This window comes from Streptomyces sp. NPDC020917, assembly GCF_044333795.1.
In the GTDB taxonomy this organism is placed as follows: domain Bacteria; phylum Actinomycetota; class Actinomycetes; order Streptomycetales; family Streptomycetaceae; genus Actinacidiphila.
The window spans coordinates 190,571-205,233 of record NZ_JBIRRR010000003.1 but is presented as its reverse complement, the minus strand read 5'-3'; the positions used below and the strand labels follow the sequence as shown (position 1 = coordinate 205,233).

At 71.9% G+C, this 14,663-nt stretch carries 15 protein-coding genes; 10 read left to right on the top strand and 5 right to left on the bottom strand.

Annotated elements, in window-relative coordinates; all coding sequences use genetic code 11:
• The first annotated feature begins 505 nt into the window (after positions 1–505).
• From ACH4TG_RS08220 to ACH4TG_RS08210, 3 genes are all read left to right on the top strand, one after another.
• Positions 506–1,444, top strand: a complete 939-nt coding sequence (locus tag ACH4TG_RS08220; RefSeq protein ID WP_398241362.1) for an oxidoreductase — start codon at positions 506–508, stop codon at positions 1,442–1,444.
• Positions 1,444–2,007, top strand: coding sequence for a TetR/AcrR family transcriptional regulator (locus tag ACH4TG_RS08215; protein ID WP_398241361.1), 564 nt, complete (start codon positions 1,444–1,446; stop codon positions 2,005–2,007). Before ACH4TG_RS08220 ends, ACH4TG_RS08215 begins: the two co-directional genes overlap by 1 nt.
• 375 nt (positions 2,008–2,382) lie before the next feature.
• Positions 2,383–3,066 carry an alpha/beta hydrolase gene (locus ACH4TG_RS08210; protein WP_398241360.1) on the top strand — a complete coding sequence of 228 codons (684 nt, stop codon included), beginning with the start codon at positions 2,383–2,385 and terminating at the stop codon, positions 3,064–3,066.
• A gap of 99 nt (positions 3,067–3,165) precedes the next feature.
• Here the strand turns inward: ACH4TG_RS08210 and ACH4TG_RS08205 are convergent, their stop codons facing one another.
• Both ACH4TG_RS08205 and ACH4TG_RS08200 read right to left on the bottom strand, forming a co-directional pair.
• Entirely contained in the window at positions 3,166–3,828 is a 663-nt protein-coding gene (locus ACH4TG_RS08205) for a hypothetical protein (protein ID WP_398241359.1), read from the bottom strand.
• A gap of 227 nt (positions 3,829–4,055) precedes the next feature.
• Complete coding sequence (locus ACH4TG_RS08200) at positions 4,056–4,511, bottom strand: RICIN domain-containing protein (protein WP_398241358.1); 456 nt, start codon at positions 4,509–4,511, stop codon at positions 4,056–4,058.
• Positions 4,512–4,848: 337 nt separating this feature from the next.
• On the opposite strand from ACH4TG_RS08200, the gene ACH4TG_RS08195 reads away from it, so the two are divergent.
• The 6 genes from ACH4TG_RS08195 to ACH4TG_RS08170 all read left to right on the top strand — a co-directional run bounded on the left by ACH4TG_RS08195 (position 4,849) and on the right by ACH4TG_RS08170 (position 10,825).
• Positions 4,849–5,286, top strand: a complete 438-nt coding sequence (locus ACH4TG_RS08195; protein WP_398241357.1) for a helix-turn-helix domain-containing protein — start codon at positions 4,849–4,851, stop codon at positions 5,284–5,286.
• Positions 5,283–5,789: a hypothetical protein gene (locus tag ACH4TG_RS08190; RefSeq protein ID WP_398241356.1), complete on the top strand. Its 507-nt coding sequence runs from the start codon at positions 5,283–5,285 to the stop codon at positions 5,787–5,789. The genes ACH4TG_RS08195 and ACH4TG_RS08190 overlap by 4 nt, the downstream gene beginning before the upstream one ends.
• Positions 5,782–6,858, top strand: a complete 1,077-nt coding sequence (locus tag ACH4TG_RS08185; RefSeq protein ID WP_398241355.1) for an MAB_1171c family putative transporter — start codon at positions 5,782–5,784, stop codon at positions 6,856–6,858. Before ACH4TG_RS08190 ends, ACH4TG_RS08185 begins: the two co-directional genes overlap by 8 nt.
• 462 nt (positions 6,859–7,320) lie before the next feature.
• A complete protein-coding gene (locus ACH4TG_RS08180) occupies positions 7,321–7,845 on the top strand; it encodes a PadR family transcriptional regulator (protein ID WP_398241354.1) in 525 nt (174 codons plus the stop codon).
• Positions 7,842–8,540, top strand: coding sequence for an ABC transporter ATP-binding protein (locus ACH4TG_RS08175; RefSeq protein ID WP_398241353.1), 699 nt, complete (start codon positions 7,842–7,844; stop codon positions 8,538–8,540). The genes ACH4TG_RS08180 and ACH4TG_RS08175 overlap by 4 nt, the downstream gene beginning before the upstream one ends.
• Positions 8,537–10,825 (top strand): FtsX-like permease family protein, encoded by a 2,289-nt coding sequence (locus ACH4TG_RS08170; RefSeq protein ID WP_398241352.1) that lies wholly within the window; start codon positions 8,537–8,539, stop codon positions 10,823–10,825. Before ACH4TG_RS08175 ends, ACH4TG_RS08170 begins: the two co-directional genes overlap by 4 nt.
• Positions 10,826–10,900: 75 nt before the next feature.
• On the opposite strand, the gene ACH4TG_RS08165 is transcribed toward ACH4TG_RS08170, so the two are convergent.
• On the bottom strand, positions 10,901–11,344 hold the full coding sequence (locus tag ACH4TG_RS08165; protein ID WP_398241351.1) for a MarR family winged helix-turn-helix transcriptional regulator: 444 nt from the start codon (positions 11,342–11,344) through the stop codon (positions 10,901–10,903).
• Positions 11,345–11,398: 54 nt separating this feature from the next.
• On the opposite strand from ACH4TG_RS08165, the gene ACH4TG_RS08160 reads away from it, so the two are divergent.
• Positions 11,399–12,562: a TIGR03086 family metal-binding protein gene (locus ACH4TG_RS08160; protein WP_398241350.1), complete on the top strand. Its 1,164-nt coding sequence runs from the start codon at positions 11,399–11,401 to the stop codon at positions 12,560–12,562.
• A gap of 89 nt (positions 12,563–12,651) precedes the next feature.
• Here the strand turns inward: ACH4TG_RS08160 and ACH4TG_RS08155 are convergent, their stop codons facing one another.
• Positions 12,652–12,981, bottom strand: coding sequence for a hypothetical protein (locus ACH4TG_RS08155; protein ID WP_398241349.1), 330 nt, complete (start codon positions 12,979–12,981; stop codon positions 12,652–12,654).
• Positions 12,978–14,576, bottom strand: coding sequence for an FAD-dependent oxidoreductase (locus tag ACH4TG_RS08150; protein ID WP_398241348.1), 1,599 nt, complete (start codon positions 14,574–14,576; stop codon positions 12,978–12,980). The genes ACH4TG_RS08155 and ACH4TG_RS08150 overlap by 4 nt, the downstream gene beginning before the upstream one ends.
• Positions 14,577–14,663: the final 87 nt, after the last annotated feature.

Here is a 14,663-nt window from a genome sequence, read left to right as displayed (position 1 = left end):
GGACATGACGAGGCGATCCGCGGAGCCCTGGCGGGGCTCCCGACGGGGGCGGAACCGGCTGCGAAGGGACGTGCTGACGATCCGGCAGGTGGGGTGGTGGGGGTGCGCCGTGGCGACAGAGAAGCAGATTGGCGTGACCCGGTCAATAGAACACGGGCAGCGCTCTCACCAGCGGGTACGCCGCTCCGAACCCCCGAACCGGAGGTTGAGCAGCGCGTTCGTCTACAGAGGTACGTCAGTCGCCCAGGGGAAACTTTGACCGTTCACGGGCAATCCGTTGACCCGGGCCGCCCGGGTTCCCCGGGGCAGCCGTGGACCGCACCAGAGTCCGTCGCGGCGTCCGGCCGCCCGCCGCGCATGGGCACGCGGAGGCGCGGCGTGGACCACCGGCTCGGGTGGCCTGCCGGGCCCGGGCTGCCGCCCGGGTCGCCGTGACCGCGCCGCCCGGCTTGCCGGACGGGAGTGTGCGACGTAGGCTGAATGAACATTCATTCGGAGGTGTGTCATGAGCTGGACCGCAACCGACATCCCTGACCAGCACGGCCGTACGGCCGTCGTCACCGGCGCCAACGGCGGGCTCGGGCTGGTGACCGCGCGGGACCTGGCGGTGAAGGGCGCGCATGTCGTGATGGCCGTGCGCAACCAGGAGAAGGCGGCCGCCGCGGTCGAGGAGATCCGGGCGGCCGTCCCGGACGCCTCGCTGGAGCTGGTCGCACTCGACCTGTCCTCGCAGGCGTCCGTGAAGGAGGCGGCGCGGCAGATCCTGGCCGCCCGCGACCGTCTCGACCTCCTGGTCAACAACGCGGGCGTGATGGGCATCGGCGAGGCGCGGACGTCCGACGGATTCGAGATGCAGTTCGGCGTCGACCACCTCGGCCACTGGACACTCACCGCGCTCCTGCTGCCCGCGCTGCTGCGCACACCCGGATCCCGCGTCGTGACCGTCACCAGCACCGCCCACCACATGGGCCGCTCCGTCGACGTGACCAACCCCCACCTGAAGGGCCGCTACGGGCCGTGGCGCGCCTACGGCCAGGCGAAGCTGGCCAACTACCACTTCGGGCTGGGGCTGCAGCGCGCACTGGAACGCGCGGGCGCGTCCACCGCCAGCCTGATCGCGCACCCCGGCCTGTCCGACACCGACCTGCAGACGGTCAGTGTGCAGGGCTCGGGCGGCGGCGCCTCGCAGCGGTTCTTCCACGCCATGGCCCGGCACACCGGCATGTCCGCCGAGGACGGCGCCCTGTCGCAGCTGCGCGCCGCCACCGACCCGGCGGCCAAGGGCGGCGAGTTCTACGGTCCGGTGTTCGTCAACAACGGCGCCCCGGTCCGCAAGCCGGTCCTGCGCAGGCTCGGGATGGACCACGCCGTCGCGAAGCTCTGGGCGGTGTCCGAGCGCGAAACCGGCGTCGCGCTCGATCTCCCCGCCTCGGCCGGCGCGTGATGGCGGCGCCGACCGACCGGGCGGCGGCGGTCCGTGCGGCCCTGCGCACCCTGGTGGCGCGCAACGGTTTCCACGGCGCTTCCATGAGCGCCGTCGCCCGCGAGGCCGGCGTGGCCACCGGCACCGCCTACACCTACTACGCCTCCAAGGACGAGCTGGTGCTGGCCGCCTACGGCGAGACGAAGGCCGCCCTCGGCGTCGCCGCCACAGCGGGCCTGGACCCGGACCTCTCCGCCGAACAGCGCTTCCACGCCCTGTGGCTGGCCTGCTACCGCTATCTGAAGGCGAACCCGAACCACGCGCAGTTCCTGCTGCAGGTGGAGCACTCCCCGTACCGCGGCCCCGCCCACGCGTCCGCCCTCGCCAACAAGGACGACCCGCTGCTGGCCCAGGTCGCGGTGCCCGACGTCGCCGCACGGCTGCTCCCGTTCCCCGTCGACGTGCTCTACGAGCTGTCGCTCAGCCCGGCCGTGCGCCTCGCCGCCGGAGGCATCGAGCTGACCGGGGACCAGCTCGACGAGATCGCCGGCGCCTGCTGGCGGGCCGTCAGCAGGCCCGGCTGACCACGGGCACGGGCACGGACGCGCCGCGCCCGCGTGAGCTGACGCCCCCCGGCTCGCCGCCCGGGCCCGCACCAGCGGTCCTCGCCCGGACCGGGCCGGAACGATTCGTTTCCCCCGGTTCGAGATGCCAGGAGCTCGGATGCGGACCGTCTGCGACTTGCCCCGAGTGCGGCGCCACCCACGCCCACCCGGCCGGCCAGCCCCCGTTGCCCGGGTGCCTCGGTGGCCCGGGAGTGACCCGCATGGCGCAGCCGCCGGACCGGCCGGGCGAGCGGCAGGCGAAATCACGGCGCAGAGTAGGCGGTGGGGGATCCGCACCACATGCTCTTCATGGCACGGCGTGTTCATTGCACAGCGTCACGTAGGAGGCAAAACATGGCCGGCAAGGCTGGTGTCGTGTTCGCCCACGGTCTGTGGGCGGACGGTTCGTGCTTCGCCAAGCTCATCCCCACGCTCCAGGCCGAGGGCCACGAGGTGTTCGCCTCGCAGCACGGCCTCGACTCGCTCGAAGGCGACGTGGCGTGCGTGACCCGCGCCATCAACCACGTGCCCGGCCCGGTCGTGCTCGTGGGCCACTCCTACGGCGGCACGCTGATCACCAAGGCGGGCACCCACGACCGGGTCGGCGCGCTGGTGTACATCTGCGCGCTCGCGCCGGACGAGGACGAGACCTCGCAGCAGCAGCAGGACAAGTTCGCGCGCACGCCGGTGTTCGAGCACATCGAGATCGCCGACAACCGCGTCTACCTCAAGGAGTCGGGCATCGGGGACTTCTGCGGCGACCTGCCGCCGCAGGAGCAGAAGCTGGTGCTGGCGACCGGCGCGGTGCCGGTCGCCGACATCTTCGACCAGCAGGTGCCGGGTACCGCCTGGCGCACGAAGCCGAGCTGGTACATCGTGGGCAACCAGGACCGGACCGTGAACCCGGACCTGGAGCGGGCCGGCGCCGAGCGCATGGGGGCGACGACCGTCAGCCTCGACAGCAGCCACGTCCCGATGCTCTCGCAGCCCGAGGCGGTCCTCGACGTCATCCGCGCCGCCGCCAAGTCCCTCGCATAGGGCCCCTCCCCGCCCGGGCTGCGCCCCGCCTGCTGGGCGCTCCGCCGACCCGAAACCGCTGATCCTCTTGCCGGTGGCGGAACTACCGGCCCCCGCCCGTCAGTTGAGGCTCCACCTGCCCTTGCCCTCCGGCTTGCTGTCGCCGAAGCCCTCCGCGATCGGGTCCATCACCCACTGGACGCCCGTGATCCTCGCGTTCTCCGGCACGTCGAAGATCACCCAGCCGGTGGCCTTCTCGCCTGGCTTCACGCTCAGGATGAGGGGGAAGGATTCGCCCGCGGTGGGGGTGCCGGGCTTGGAGTTGTGCGTCTGCCCCTGGTCGTCGACGACCCTCGCGCCCACGTATCCGGTGCTGTCGGTGTAGGCGGTGTCGCCCTTGCCGACGATCGTGAACTGGGCCGCGACCAGGCGCTGCCCGTTGCGAGCCCCGAAGTAGCCCATGGCCGGCTGGGCGTGGTCCTCGTACTTGTTGAGGGTGATGTCGACCAGGACGGTGCCGAAGCTGGTCCCGGGCGATCCCTCGAGGGTGAGGGTGTCCCCGAGCTTGCCGACGGTCGGCCGCGTGGTGGTGGGGTCGGGGACGGGCATGTCGCTCGACGTGTCGTCCGTGCTCTGCCCCGCGCCCGGATTGAGGCCGAAGCCCGAGCCGGGACCCTTCGAGTGATCGGCGTCGGCACTGCTGCCACCGCCCGAACCGCCGCACGCGACAAGGGCGGCGGCGAGAACGACGGCCGCGGCGGCGGACGCGATGGAACGGCGCATGGAATTCCCCCGAAAGATGCCTGTGAGGTGGTCCGGCGGCTGTGTCACCACCGGGAATCAGGAGCCGCCCGGCGGCCGGCGTGGATGCGGACCGGTGCCCGCGGTCGCCGGCCGTCCCCGAGCAGGGCAGCCGGCGGACGGATCAGCTGGCGGACGGATCAGTCGGATGCCTCGTGAGCGCCCACGACGGTTCCGACCGTCTCCGGCACTCACGAGGTGTCGAACGGTCAGGATTCGAGCTGCCACTGCTGGGAGTTGCCGCCCGTGCACTTGACGAGCTGGACGAGGGCGGGACTCCCCGATCCCTCACCGAGGCAGGTGTTGGTCACGTTGTTGATCAGCTCGAAGCCCGCGGTGGTGGGGGCCAGAACCCACAGGGCCGCTTTGTCGCTGGACGAACAGGGCTTCATCGTCGCCAGGCCGTTGCGGGCGACCATGCACAGCCGGTCACCGGCGTTCTGCCGCAGTTCGGAGAGCTCGAAGGCCGTGTTGTTGATCAGCCAGGTCTGGTACGCGCCCCCGTTGCACCCCGTCGCGTAGGGCCCGTAGTCGGCCCGGTAGTCCAGGCAGTCGCCCGTGGCCACGTTCTGGAAGTGCACATAGGCCGACGCCGCGCTCGCCGGTGCACTGCTCAGTCCCCAACCCAGTAAAACGGCCGCGCTCACGGCGGCAACCTTCTTCATCAACTCGGTCTCCCTCGGTGTGTTCCGATGCGACAAAGCGCCGCTGATGAGTGAACAGGGGACAGGTGGCCACCATCGTGTGAGGGAAATGAGGAGGATTGGGAGGACGACCGCACCTGGAGAAAACCGCTCAGGGCGGGTGTTGCGCATTCCCCGTGTTCCCGATGGCAGGCACCGAACCTGGCATCCGCGACCGGACGCGAGGACCGCCGCCGGATGCCGCCCGGATGATTGGCCGGGACGGGACGACAGTAACGGGCACGGGCCGAGCCCGTCAACTGAGGTGGATGAGTGTCGCCGGTCTCGTCTCATCTCAGTTGCCGAGTAGAATCCGCGCATGGCAGATGGCATCGCCAGAGGCGCGTTGGCGACAAAGCTGGATCACTTGTTCGGAGTGGTGCGTCCGTCCGGCGGCAACGAATACACGTTCGACGAGGTCGCCGAGGCGATCAAAGCCCAGGGCGGCCCCACCATCTCGTCGACCTATCTGTGGCAGTTGCGCAAAGGCATCCGTGACAACCCGACCAAACGTCACCTCGAAGCTCTCGCAGCCTTCTTCGGCGTACCTCCGGCGTACTTCTTCGACGACGCGGAAGCCGAGCGCATCGACGCGCAACTCGCGCTGCTGAGCGCACTGCGCGACGCGCCGGTGCGGCACATCGCCCTGCGCGCACGAGGGTTGTCGGCAAAGAGCCTCGAAGCGATCAGCGACATGGTCGACCGCGTCCGCGAACTCGAAGGACTGCCCGACCCCCCGGGAGACGCGGACCGATGAACGGGGTCAGCCGGCGGAAGGTGCGGCGCCGCTGCGCCGAAGTGCTCCGGGACCTGGACCTGCCGGACCCGTTCGACGTCCCGACGCTGTGCGCCGAACTGAGCGCGCGGCGCGGGCGGCCGATCAGGCAACTGCCCGTGCCCGACCTGTTCGACGTGTGCGGGCTGTGGATCGCGACCGATACCGCTGACCTGATCGCATACGAGCAGCACACCACCGTGCCCCATCAGAACCACATCGTGCTGCACGAGATCGGGCACATGCTGTGCGACCACTTCCCCGTCACGCTCAGCCCCGCCGAGCAGGCGCGAATCCTGCTGCCCAGCCTCGACCCGAACATGGTCCGCCGGGTGCTGGGCCGCACCGGCTATTCGAGCGTCGAGGAGCAGGAGGCGGAGTTCCTGGCGTCCTTGCTCGGCCAGCACGTCCGCCCGGCGGACCAGGACGACTCCGTGGCCGGCCTGCTGCGGTCCGCCCTGGAGAACGGTCGCGACCGTGGCTGAGGCGGTGCGGAACTACGCTCCGGCCCTGCTCGCCTGGGGGATACTGCTGTGGTTACGGCCGGGCCCCGCGCCAGGTCGTCGGCTCGTGCGGCTCTGCGTGCTCGGCCTCGCCGTCTCGCAGACGGCACTCACCCCTGCCGCTCTCACCTTCACTCACGCCGTCGGTTCACCGGGCGTCGAACGGTTCGTCGGCCACGTCGCCATGCTCGCCGCCGTCTGGGCAGGGGCCCAGATCCTGCTGCGGCTGCGCGGCGACGACGCACGGGCACGCGCGCACACGGCGTGGGCGGTCGCTGCCGGCGCCGCGATGGCGCTCCTGTTCGCGCTCACCCCGAACCTGTACCCGCAGTCTCCCTGGGTCATGGAGTACTGCATCGCCTATGCCGTGGCGCTGATGCCCGAGTTCACCGTCATCGCCCGGCTCTGCCTGCGGGACGCGCGCCAAGCGCCGGACCGGGCACTGGGTCTCGGTCTCGGCCTGGTCGTGGCCGGAGTCGCCGCGGCGGCCTGCTACATGGTCAGCAAAACCGTCGTCGCGATCTCCGCCCGGGCCCCGATCGACTTCCCCTGGGGAAGGGGCTACGTGATGAGCAAGGCTCTGCCGACAACGGCCCATCTCCTGGTGCTTGCCGGGGTCGCGATGCCGGCGATCGCCGAGTGGATGCGCCGCTACCGGCGTTACCGGCGACTGGCCCCGCTGTGGTCAGCCCTGTACGAGGCCGAACCGGCCATCGCGCTGGAACCCCCCGGTCTGCTGCAGGGGAGAACGCTCTTCCCCACTCGACTTCAGCTGTACCGGCGCGTCATCGAAATCCGCGATGGTCTGCTGGCGATACGCCCCTACCTCCCCATCGGCGAATCCGATCCCGGCGGGATCGAGGACGACCAGCGGGAAGCCGCCCGGATCTCAGCGGCCCTGCATTCCCGCGCAAAGGGCATTCCGCTGCTTTCCGCCGAGGCCACCGCATCGGGCGGCCACGACCTGAGCAGCGACACCGAATACCTTTGCCGTCTCGCTGACGCTTATCACGCCATCACGAGAGCCGGCCGCCGCCGCACGAAGCGGTAACCGCTGAACGGCCGGACGGCGTGCCGGAATTGAGCGGGCCTGGCAGCGAACTGCCCGGCGAATGCCGTGGGCGCTTCACGGCATTCGCCTACCGGCCCCAACTGCCAGGAATTGCGGGGGAAGGGCGCGACCCGCGCGATCGACGGCACGGGTCCGACGCCCCGCTCCGTATCAGGACACGCCGGATCGACACCCGCGCCGGCTTCCCGCGGCGGCGGTCGCCGACAGCATCTGCCGGCATCCGGCCAACGAGCGGTGCGGGACCACCCGGGACGGCCATGCCCACTGGCCGAGGACCACCGCTTCGTCCCGGCCGCCGCCAGGGCGGCGGTCCCTGGCCCCTCGGCGGCCCGGCCGCCGTCGCGGCAATCCCACCGGTGGCCAACTCGCCTACGAGCAGGCCGATGTGGCGAGGGGGGGATCAGTTGACGCCGAGTAGATACTGAGTGTAGATACTGGGGTATGACCGTTCCTCTGGCGCTCCTCGGACTCCTCGAACGGGAGTCGAGTCACGGATACGACCTCAAGCGCGACTACGACACCTACTTCGGGCGGGGCAAGCCGCTGCCGGCCGGGCAGGTCTACTCGACCCTGGGCCGGCTCGCCCGCGACGGAAAGGTCGAGGTCGGCGAGACCCGGCCCGGCTCCGGGCCGGACCGCAAGCGCTATGTGATCACCGAGTTGGGGGTCACCGAGGTCGAGACCTGGCTGACCGAGCCGGTCGACGGCGAACCGCACATGCAGACCGTGCTGTTCACCAAGGTCGTGCTGGCGCTCCTGCTGGAGCGCGACCCGCGGGTGTACCTCGACATCCAGCGCGCCTCCCACATGGAGCGGATGCGGCAGCTGACCCTGCTGCGCCGGACGGGCAGCACGATCGACGCGCTGCTCGCCGACCACGGGGTGTTCCACCTGGAGGCCGATCTGCGGTGGATCGACCAGACCGTTGCGCGTCTCGGCGCGCTGACGGCGGAGGTGCGCTCATGAGTTCACATGAGGAGCCCCTGGTCGAAGCGCGGGACGCCGTCCTGTCGTTCGGGCAGACGCCCGCGCTGCAGGGCGCCAGCATCTCCGCCGCCGCCGGCGAGATCCTCGCCGTCACCGGCCCGAGCGGATCCGGCAAGTCCACGCTCCTGCACTGCCTGGCCGGGATCCTGGTACCCGACGCGGGCGGGATCTGGTTCGAGGGCCGCCGGGTCGACACCCAGCGCGAGACCGAGCGCAGCGCCCTGCGCCGGGACCGCTTCGGCTTCGTCTTCCAGTTCGGCCAGCTCGTCCCGGAGCTGACCGCCGAGGAGAACGTCGCCCTGCCGCTGCTGCTCGCCAGGTCCCGCAGGGCGAGCGCGCTGGCCGAGGCCCGGTCGTGGTTCGGGCGGCTCGGCCTGGACGGTCTCGAAGGACGCAGGTCCGGGGAGCTCTCCGGCGGTCAGGCGCAGCGTGTCGCGCTGGCCCGCGCCCTGGTCACCAGGCCCGCGGTGCTGTTCGCCGACGAGCCGACCGGCGCCCTCGACTCGGTCACCGGCGAACACGTGATGAACCTGCTGGTCGACTCCGTACGAGAGGAGGGCACCACCGTCGTCCTCGTCACCCACGAGCCGCGGGTCGCCGCCTACGCGCACGGCGAGGTCGTCGTGCGCGACGGCAAGGTGACGCCGCTGACCGTCGGACCGGTCGCCTCGTGATCCGCCTCGGCCTGCGCCTCACCCTCAGGGGCGGCAGGGAGGCCGCCGCCCGCCTCGCCGTCATCGCCGCCGCCGTCGCCCTGGGCGTCGGCCTCCTGCTGAGCATCCTTGCGGCCATCAACGCGACCGCGACCCAGAACAGCCGGAACGCCTGGCTCAACACCGGTTCCGGCACGAGCGCGGCCGGCGAGCCGGCCGCGACCGACCCCCTGTGGTGGCTCCTGCGGGCCGACCACTTCGACGGTGACATCGTCGGCCGCGTCGACGTCGCCGCCACCGGCCCGAAGTCCCCCGTTCCACCGGGCATTCCACGCCTCCCCGGGCCGGGCGAGTTCTACGCGTCGCCGGCCCTCAGCAAGCTCCTCCACTCCGTCCCGGCGGCCGAACTCGCCGACCGCTACCCCGGGCACGAAGCCGGCACGATCGGCGCGGCGGCCCTGCCCGGGCCCGACTCCCTGCTCGTCGTCATCGGCCACGACCCGGCACAGCTCGCGAAGCAGCCCGGTGCGACGCGGGTGAACGCCCTCACCACGGTCGCCCCCAGCAGATGTGACGGCACCAACTGCACGGTCAGGGCCGGAATCGACAACAGGGGCGTCAAACTCATCCTGTCCGTCGCGGGAACCGCCCTGATCTTCCCGGTGCTCATCCTCATCGGCACGGCCACCCGGCTCGCCGCCGCCAGCCGCGAGCAGCGCTTCGCCGCGATGCGCCTGGTGGGCGCCACACCGCGGCAGGTCTCGCTGATCGCCACCGTCGAATCGACGGTCGCGGCGGTCCTCGGCACGGCCGCGGGCTTCGCTCTCTTCTTCCTGTTCCGTACGCAGTTGGCGGCGGTCAACCTCACGCGCACGCCTTTCTTCGCCGCCGACATCGCGCTCCGGGCCCCCGACGTCCTCCTCGTCGCCCTCGGCGTGCCCCTGGGCGCCGCGGTCGCGGCCCGGCTCGCGCTGCGCCGCGTACGGGTCTCCCCGCTCGGCGTCACCCGGCGCGTCACCCCCCGCCCGCCGCGGGCCTTCCGGCTGATCCCGCTGGCGGCGGGCATCGCCGAACTGTCGTACACCATCGGCCGGGTGCCCAGGAGCACCAACGGCCAGATCCTGGTCTTCGTCCCGGGCATCCTGCTGGTCCTCCTCGGCCTCGTCATCGCCGGTCCCTGGCTGACCATGGCGGGGGCGCGCTTCCTGGCGAGGCTCACCAGCCGGCCGGCGCTGCTCGTCGCGGGGCGGCGGCTCGCGGACGACCCGAAGGCCGGCTTCCGCGCGGTCAGCGGGCTGGTCCTCGCGCTGTGCGTCACCAGCACGGCCGTGGGGGTCATCGGCTCGCTCAATGCCGAGCGGGGCATCCCCAAGAGCACACCGGCGGTCGGCAGTGTCCTGGCGGCCAGCTACGTCCACGGGCTGGACCGATCGTCGGGGGAGACGGTCGGAAGCGTCCACCCCCTCACGGCGGACACGCTCCGGGAGCTGAACTCCGTACCGGGTGTGAACGGCGTCGTGATGATCCACACGAACCCGCTCCGCACCCCTGACCCGACCTGGTACGGCCCTCCGAACGCCGGGGCGCCGCCGGTCGCCGGCCTGGCCTCGTGCGCCGAACTCTCGACGATGCCGGCCTACCGTGCGTGCGCCGACGGAGCCGCGGTGGCCTCGGTCAGCGAGGACTACACCCTCTTCGGCACGTACTCCCGGGAGCACTGGCCCGCGGCATGGCCCGCTGCCGCCCTCTCCGCCCAGCGGCTCGCCCGCCTCCCGGTCCAGCAGATCGCCGTGGCGACCGACGGATCGACGTCGGCGATCGAGACGGCGCGCACCGTCCTCGCGAACGCGTACCCCGACCAGGACGTTCCGTGGACGGTCCGCGAGGACCATGCCGAGAGCGGAGCGGAACTCGCCGGATACCAGCAACTCGCCGACGTCGTCGTCCTGGTCAGCTTCCCCATCGCCGGCTGCAGCCTGGCGGTGAGCGTGGCCGGCGGCCTGCGCGACCGCAGACGCCCCTTCAGCCTCCTGCGGCTGGCGGGCACGCAACTCGCGGTGCTGCGGCGGGTGGTCCTGCTGGAGAGCGCGGTGCCGCTCCTGGTGGTCGCGGTCGTGGCGATCGGAACGGGCTTCCTGGCCGCCCAACTCTTCGTGCAGGCACAGTTCCAGTACTCCATCCGCGCGCCCGGTGCCGAGTACTACGTGATCGTGCTCGCGGGGCTCGCCGCCTCGCTGGGCGTCATCGCCTCCACGATGCCCCTGCTCCGGCGGACCACGGGGCCCGAGACGGCACGCAACGAGTGAGGGCCGCGCCCGCGCCACGGGGTGGGCGCATGGTCCGCGGTCCGCGACGGCAACGCAGCCGGCCGCCGACCACCTTCACGAACCGTCCTTGAGGTCCGCCGCGCCGGTCAGGGCATTCAGCGCGCGGAGGAAGCCGCGGCGGTCGGCGGCCGGGAGCGCGGCGAGCATGCGGTCCTCGCTCGAGCGGATTCCGGCCCGCACCGACCGGAGAACTTCGCGCCCCTGCTCGGTGATGGACAGGAGGCGGACGCGACGGTCGCCAGGGTCGGGCAACCGGGAGATGAACCCGGCTGCTTGAAGCCTGTCCAGGGTGGTGATGATGCGTGTCTTGTCCGCGCCGATGATCTCGCACAGCGCCGCCTGCGTGCGCACCGGGCCGTCGCCGAGTGCCCCGAGCACCGCGTAGCCCCACATGGAGACGCCGTGCGCGGCGAGGATCGGCTGTTCCGCGCTGACAAGGGAGTTGAGCAGGGGGTGGAGCATCGCGGCGAGATCGCGGCTCCGGTCTTCGTCCGTCATGACCGCATGATAATCCGCGTTGACAGATGATGTGTCCGAGTAGATCGTAAGCGCATGCATACGAATATCGGGAGACTTCTCACGCTCGACGCCGAAGCAGTGCGCGCCAGCCAGAACGTGGTGGCGCGGGTGACCGCGGCCGATCTCGACCGGCCGACTCCGTGCGCCGCGTGGACACTGCGCGACCTGCTCGCCCATATGACCGCGCAGCATCGGGGGTTCGCGGCGGCCGCGAAGGGAGGGGGCAGCCTGGAGGCGTGGCGGCCCCAGGCCGAGGAGCCCGACCCTGCCGGCGCGTACATGGCCGCCGCCGACGACGTCCTGACGGCCTTCGCCGAACCCGGCGTCCTCGAACGGTCCTTCCTCCTGCCGGAGCTCCACCCCGAACGGACCTTCCCCGGCGCTCTCGCCGTCGGCTTCCACCTGCTCGACTACGTGGTGCACGCCTGGGACGTGGCGCAGAGTCTGGACATCCCGGTGGAGTTCGGCCCCCAACTCCTGGACGCCGCGCTCGCCGTGGCCCGGGCGGTCCCCGACGGTCCCGCCCGCAACGCCCCCGGCTCAGCCTTCGCCCCCCGCATCCCGTACCCGGGCACTGACTCCCACGGCACGCCGCTGGACGCGATCCTCTGCCTCCTCGGGCGCAGTCCCACCTGGCCGGAGCCCACTTCGCCCACCATCTGGCCGCTGCACACCGACCGCCTGCGCATCGACCTCTTCACCGCCGACGACGTCGACGCGATGCACGCCTATCAGGGCCTCCCCGAAGTCGCCCGCTACCTCTACCGTCCGCCGCGCACCCGGGAGCGCACCGCCGAGGTCGTCGACGCGATCTCGCAGGGCAGCCCCTGGGCGAACGCCGGCGACTCCCTGGTACTGGCCGTCCGGCGCATCGAGTCCCCCGAACCCATCGGCGAGATCGTCCTCAAACTGGCCGACGCCCGCGCCCGCCAAGTGGAGATCGGCTGGGTCTTCCACCCGCAGCACGGCGGCAAGGGGTACGCCACCGAGGCAGCCGGAGCGGTGGCGGCAGCAGCCTTCGGCACTCTCGGCGCCCACCGTCTCTTCGCCCGCCTCGACACGCGCAATGCCGCCTCGATCCGGGTGTGCGAGCGCCTCGGAATGCGCCGCGAGGCCCACCTCGTCGAGAACGACCTCGACGGGACGGACTGGAGCAGCGAATACGTCTACGCGGCCCTCGCCCGCGAACTCGCCTGATCCACACCGCCGTGCGCCCTCGACCCCGGTATGAGCACCGTCCGCGTCGCGTCCCCGCCGTCGATCACGGACCTGGGGCGCGGTCCCGCCTACCGTGCGGGCGGGGTGGCCGGGCGGGACTGCCGTGCTGCTGCCTTGCCGGCCTTGGACTGTGCCTTGGGCGTGGCCCTGGGCGTGTGCACCGACGCGGGCTCGGAGCCGTGCTCCGTTCCGGACTCCGTGGCCGGGGCCTTGCCGGGCGGCATGGGCGAGGCGTCGAGGAGGACCCTGCCGTAGACGCCCATCACGGCCGCGGTCACGAGCAGGATCACCAGCCAGCGCAGGTGCAGGCGCGCGGGCAGGCTGAGGGCCCAGGCCAGCAGCCCGCCGGACGGTGCGCGCCGGGCTCGGCGGCTGCGCGGGTATCCACCTCGGCTCATCGTCTCTTCCTTCTGCCGGCGTCGCGCGTGCGCGGGAGGGAGCGGCCGATCTGGTCGCGGTATGCGAGGAGTTCGACGGGCATGTCGAAGGCGACTGCCGCCACGATCTGCGGTCCGTACGGGGTCCGGCGGGAGTAGCGGGCGACGAAGCGCTCGGCGCGCAGGGACCCCTCGACGATCTCGACGTCGGTGCCGAGCGCGGGGATCCCCGCGGCCTGGATGCGGGTGCCGTGCTGCTCGGACCAGAAGCGCGGGACGGGGGCGAAACGTGCGGCGCGATCCGGGCCGCGCAGCAGCGCGTCGGCGGCGTGCTGGCCCATCTCGACCGCGTGGATGAGGTGTTCGGTACGGCGGGGCCGGTTGTCGAAGCGGGGGTTCGGCCAGCGGGCGACGTCGCCGGCGGCGACGATGTGCGGTATGGTGCGGCCCCACCCGTCCACCGCATGGCAGGTCGGCCCGCACAGCACCCCGTCGGAGACCTCGAGACCGCTGCCGCGCAGCCATTCGGTGCGTGGATGGCTGCCCAGGCCGAGGACGACGAAGTCGCAGTCGAGTACCTCACCGTCGTCCAGCCGCAGCCTCAGCACGTCGCCGTGGTCCTGCCAGTCGGTGATCCGCGTACCGAGCCGTACGTCCACGCCCGCCCGGCGCTGGATGCCGGCGACGACAGAGCCGACGCGCTCGCCGAGGACCCGCCGCAGCAAGGGCGCGCTGTGCACGACCAGAGTCACGTCCATGCCGTGTTCGCGGGCGGTGCAGGCCAGTTCGCAGCCGATGAATCCCCCGCCGAGGATCACCACATGGCGCGCCTGCGCCGTGCGCATCGCCCGCTGGATCGCCGCGGCGTCGGCCAGCGTGCGGATCGTGCGCACCCGCTGGCTGAAGACCGGTGCCTCGGGCAGCCGCTTGGCGTCGACCCCGGTGGCGACGACCAGGCCGTCGAAGGGCAGCCGCTCGCCCCCGCGCAGTTCGAGAGCCGACCCGGCGACGTCGAGTCCGGTGATCGGGGTGTCGAGCAGCCAGTGGGCGTCGAGGCCCTCGTCGGCCCGGAAGGTGAGCTGCTCGTCGCCCAGGGAACCCGACAGGTACTGCTTGGACAGCGGCGGGCGGCTGTACGGGCGGTGCGGCTCCTCGCCGACCAGGACGAGTTCCCCGTCGAATCCGCGCTCTCGCAGGCGGGTCGCCGCGCTGAGGCCGGCCAGCCCGGCACCCGCGACGACGATCCTCCTGCGCCCCGCCCTGGACGCCTTCCCGCTGCGCAGCGGGCGCCCGCGGTCAGTCCTCGTGACCTGTCCGGCGCCGCCCCGGATCTGGATGGCCTGCATGGGACAGCAGCGCACGGCTTGGCGCGCCTGGGCGGCGAACTCCGCCGGCACGCCGCGGGTGTAGTGCAGCGAGCCGCCCTCGGAGATCCGGAAGATCTCGGGGGCCTCCTGCTGGCAGATCCCGTAGATGTGGCAGCGGTTGTTGTCGACGCTGATCCGGACCGGCTCGTCCTCGGCCACGAGCGCGGGGCGCGGCAGATCGAACGAGTCGGCCCTGATCGGCTCCGTCGCGGACCGGAGTTCGATCGCAGGGCGCGGCTGCTGGGGCATGACCGGCTGCGACGCGTACACGGTGGGCCCAGGAGTCCCGTGACCCTGTCCCGGAACGGGGGCGTGCGGCGCCCTGGTGACGGGAAG

Excerpts from the sequence above, each read along its gene's own strand:
- ACH4TG_RS08220 (WP_398241362.1), top strand. The coding sequence starts at position 506 with ATGAGCTGGACCGCAACCGACATCCCTGACCAGCACGGCCGTACGGCC.
- ACH4TG_RS08215 (WP_398241361.1), top strand. The coding sequence starts at position 1,444 with ATGGCGGCGCCGACCGACCGGGCGGCGGCGGTCCGTGCGGCCCTGCGC.
- ACH4TG_RS08210 (WP_398241360.1), top strand. The coding sequence starts at position 2,383 with ATGGCCGGCAAGGCTGGTGTCGTGTTCGCCCACGGTCTGTGGGCGGAC.
- ACH4TG_RS08205 (WP_398241359.1), bottom strand. The coding sequence starts at position 3,828 with ATGCGCCGTTCCATCGCGTCCGCCGCCGCGGCCGTCGTTCTCGCCGCC.
- ACH4TG_RS08200 (WP_398241358.1), bottom strand. The coding sequence starts at position 4,511 with ATGAAGAAGGTTGCCGCCGTGAGCGCGGCCGTTTTACTGGGTTGGGGA.
- ACH4TG_RS08195 (WP_398241357.1), top strand. The coding sequence starts at position 4,849 with ATGGCAGATGGCATCGCCAGAGGCGCGTTGGCGACAAAGCTGGATCAC.
- ACH4TG_RS08190 (WP_398241356.1), top strand. The coding sequence starts at position 5,283 with ATGAACGGGGTCAGCCGGCGGAAGGTGCGGCGCCGCTGCGCCGAAGTG.
- ACH4TG_RS08180 (WP_398241354.1), top strand. The coding sequence starts at position 7,321 with ATGACCGTTCCTCTGGCGCTCCTCGGACTCCTCGAACGGGAGTCGAGT.
- ACH4TG_RS08175 (WP_398241353.1), top strand. The coding sequence starts at position 7,842 with ATGAGTTCACATGAGGAGCCCCTGGTCGAAGCGCGGGACGCCGTCCTG.
- ACH4TG_RS08165 (WP_398241351.1), bottom strand. The coding sequence starts at position 11,344 with ATGACGGACGAAGACCGGAGCCGCGATCTCGCCGCGATGCTCCACCCC.
- ACH4TG_RS08160 (WP_398241350.1), top strand. The coding sequence starts at position 11,399 with ATGCATACGAATATCGGGAGACTTCTCACGCTCGACGCCGAAGCAGTG.
- ACH4TG_RS08155 (WP_398241349.1), bottom strand. The coding sequence starts at position 12,981 with ATGAGCCGAGGTGGATACCCGCGCAGCCGCCGAGCCCGGCGCGCACCG.
- ACH4TG_RS08150 (WP_398241348.1), bottom strand. The coding sequence starts at position 14,576 with ATGCCCCAGCAGCCGCGCCCTGCGATCGAACTCCGGTCCGCGACGGAG.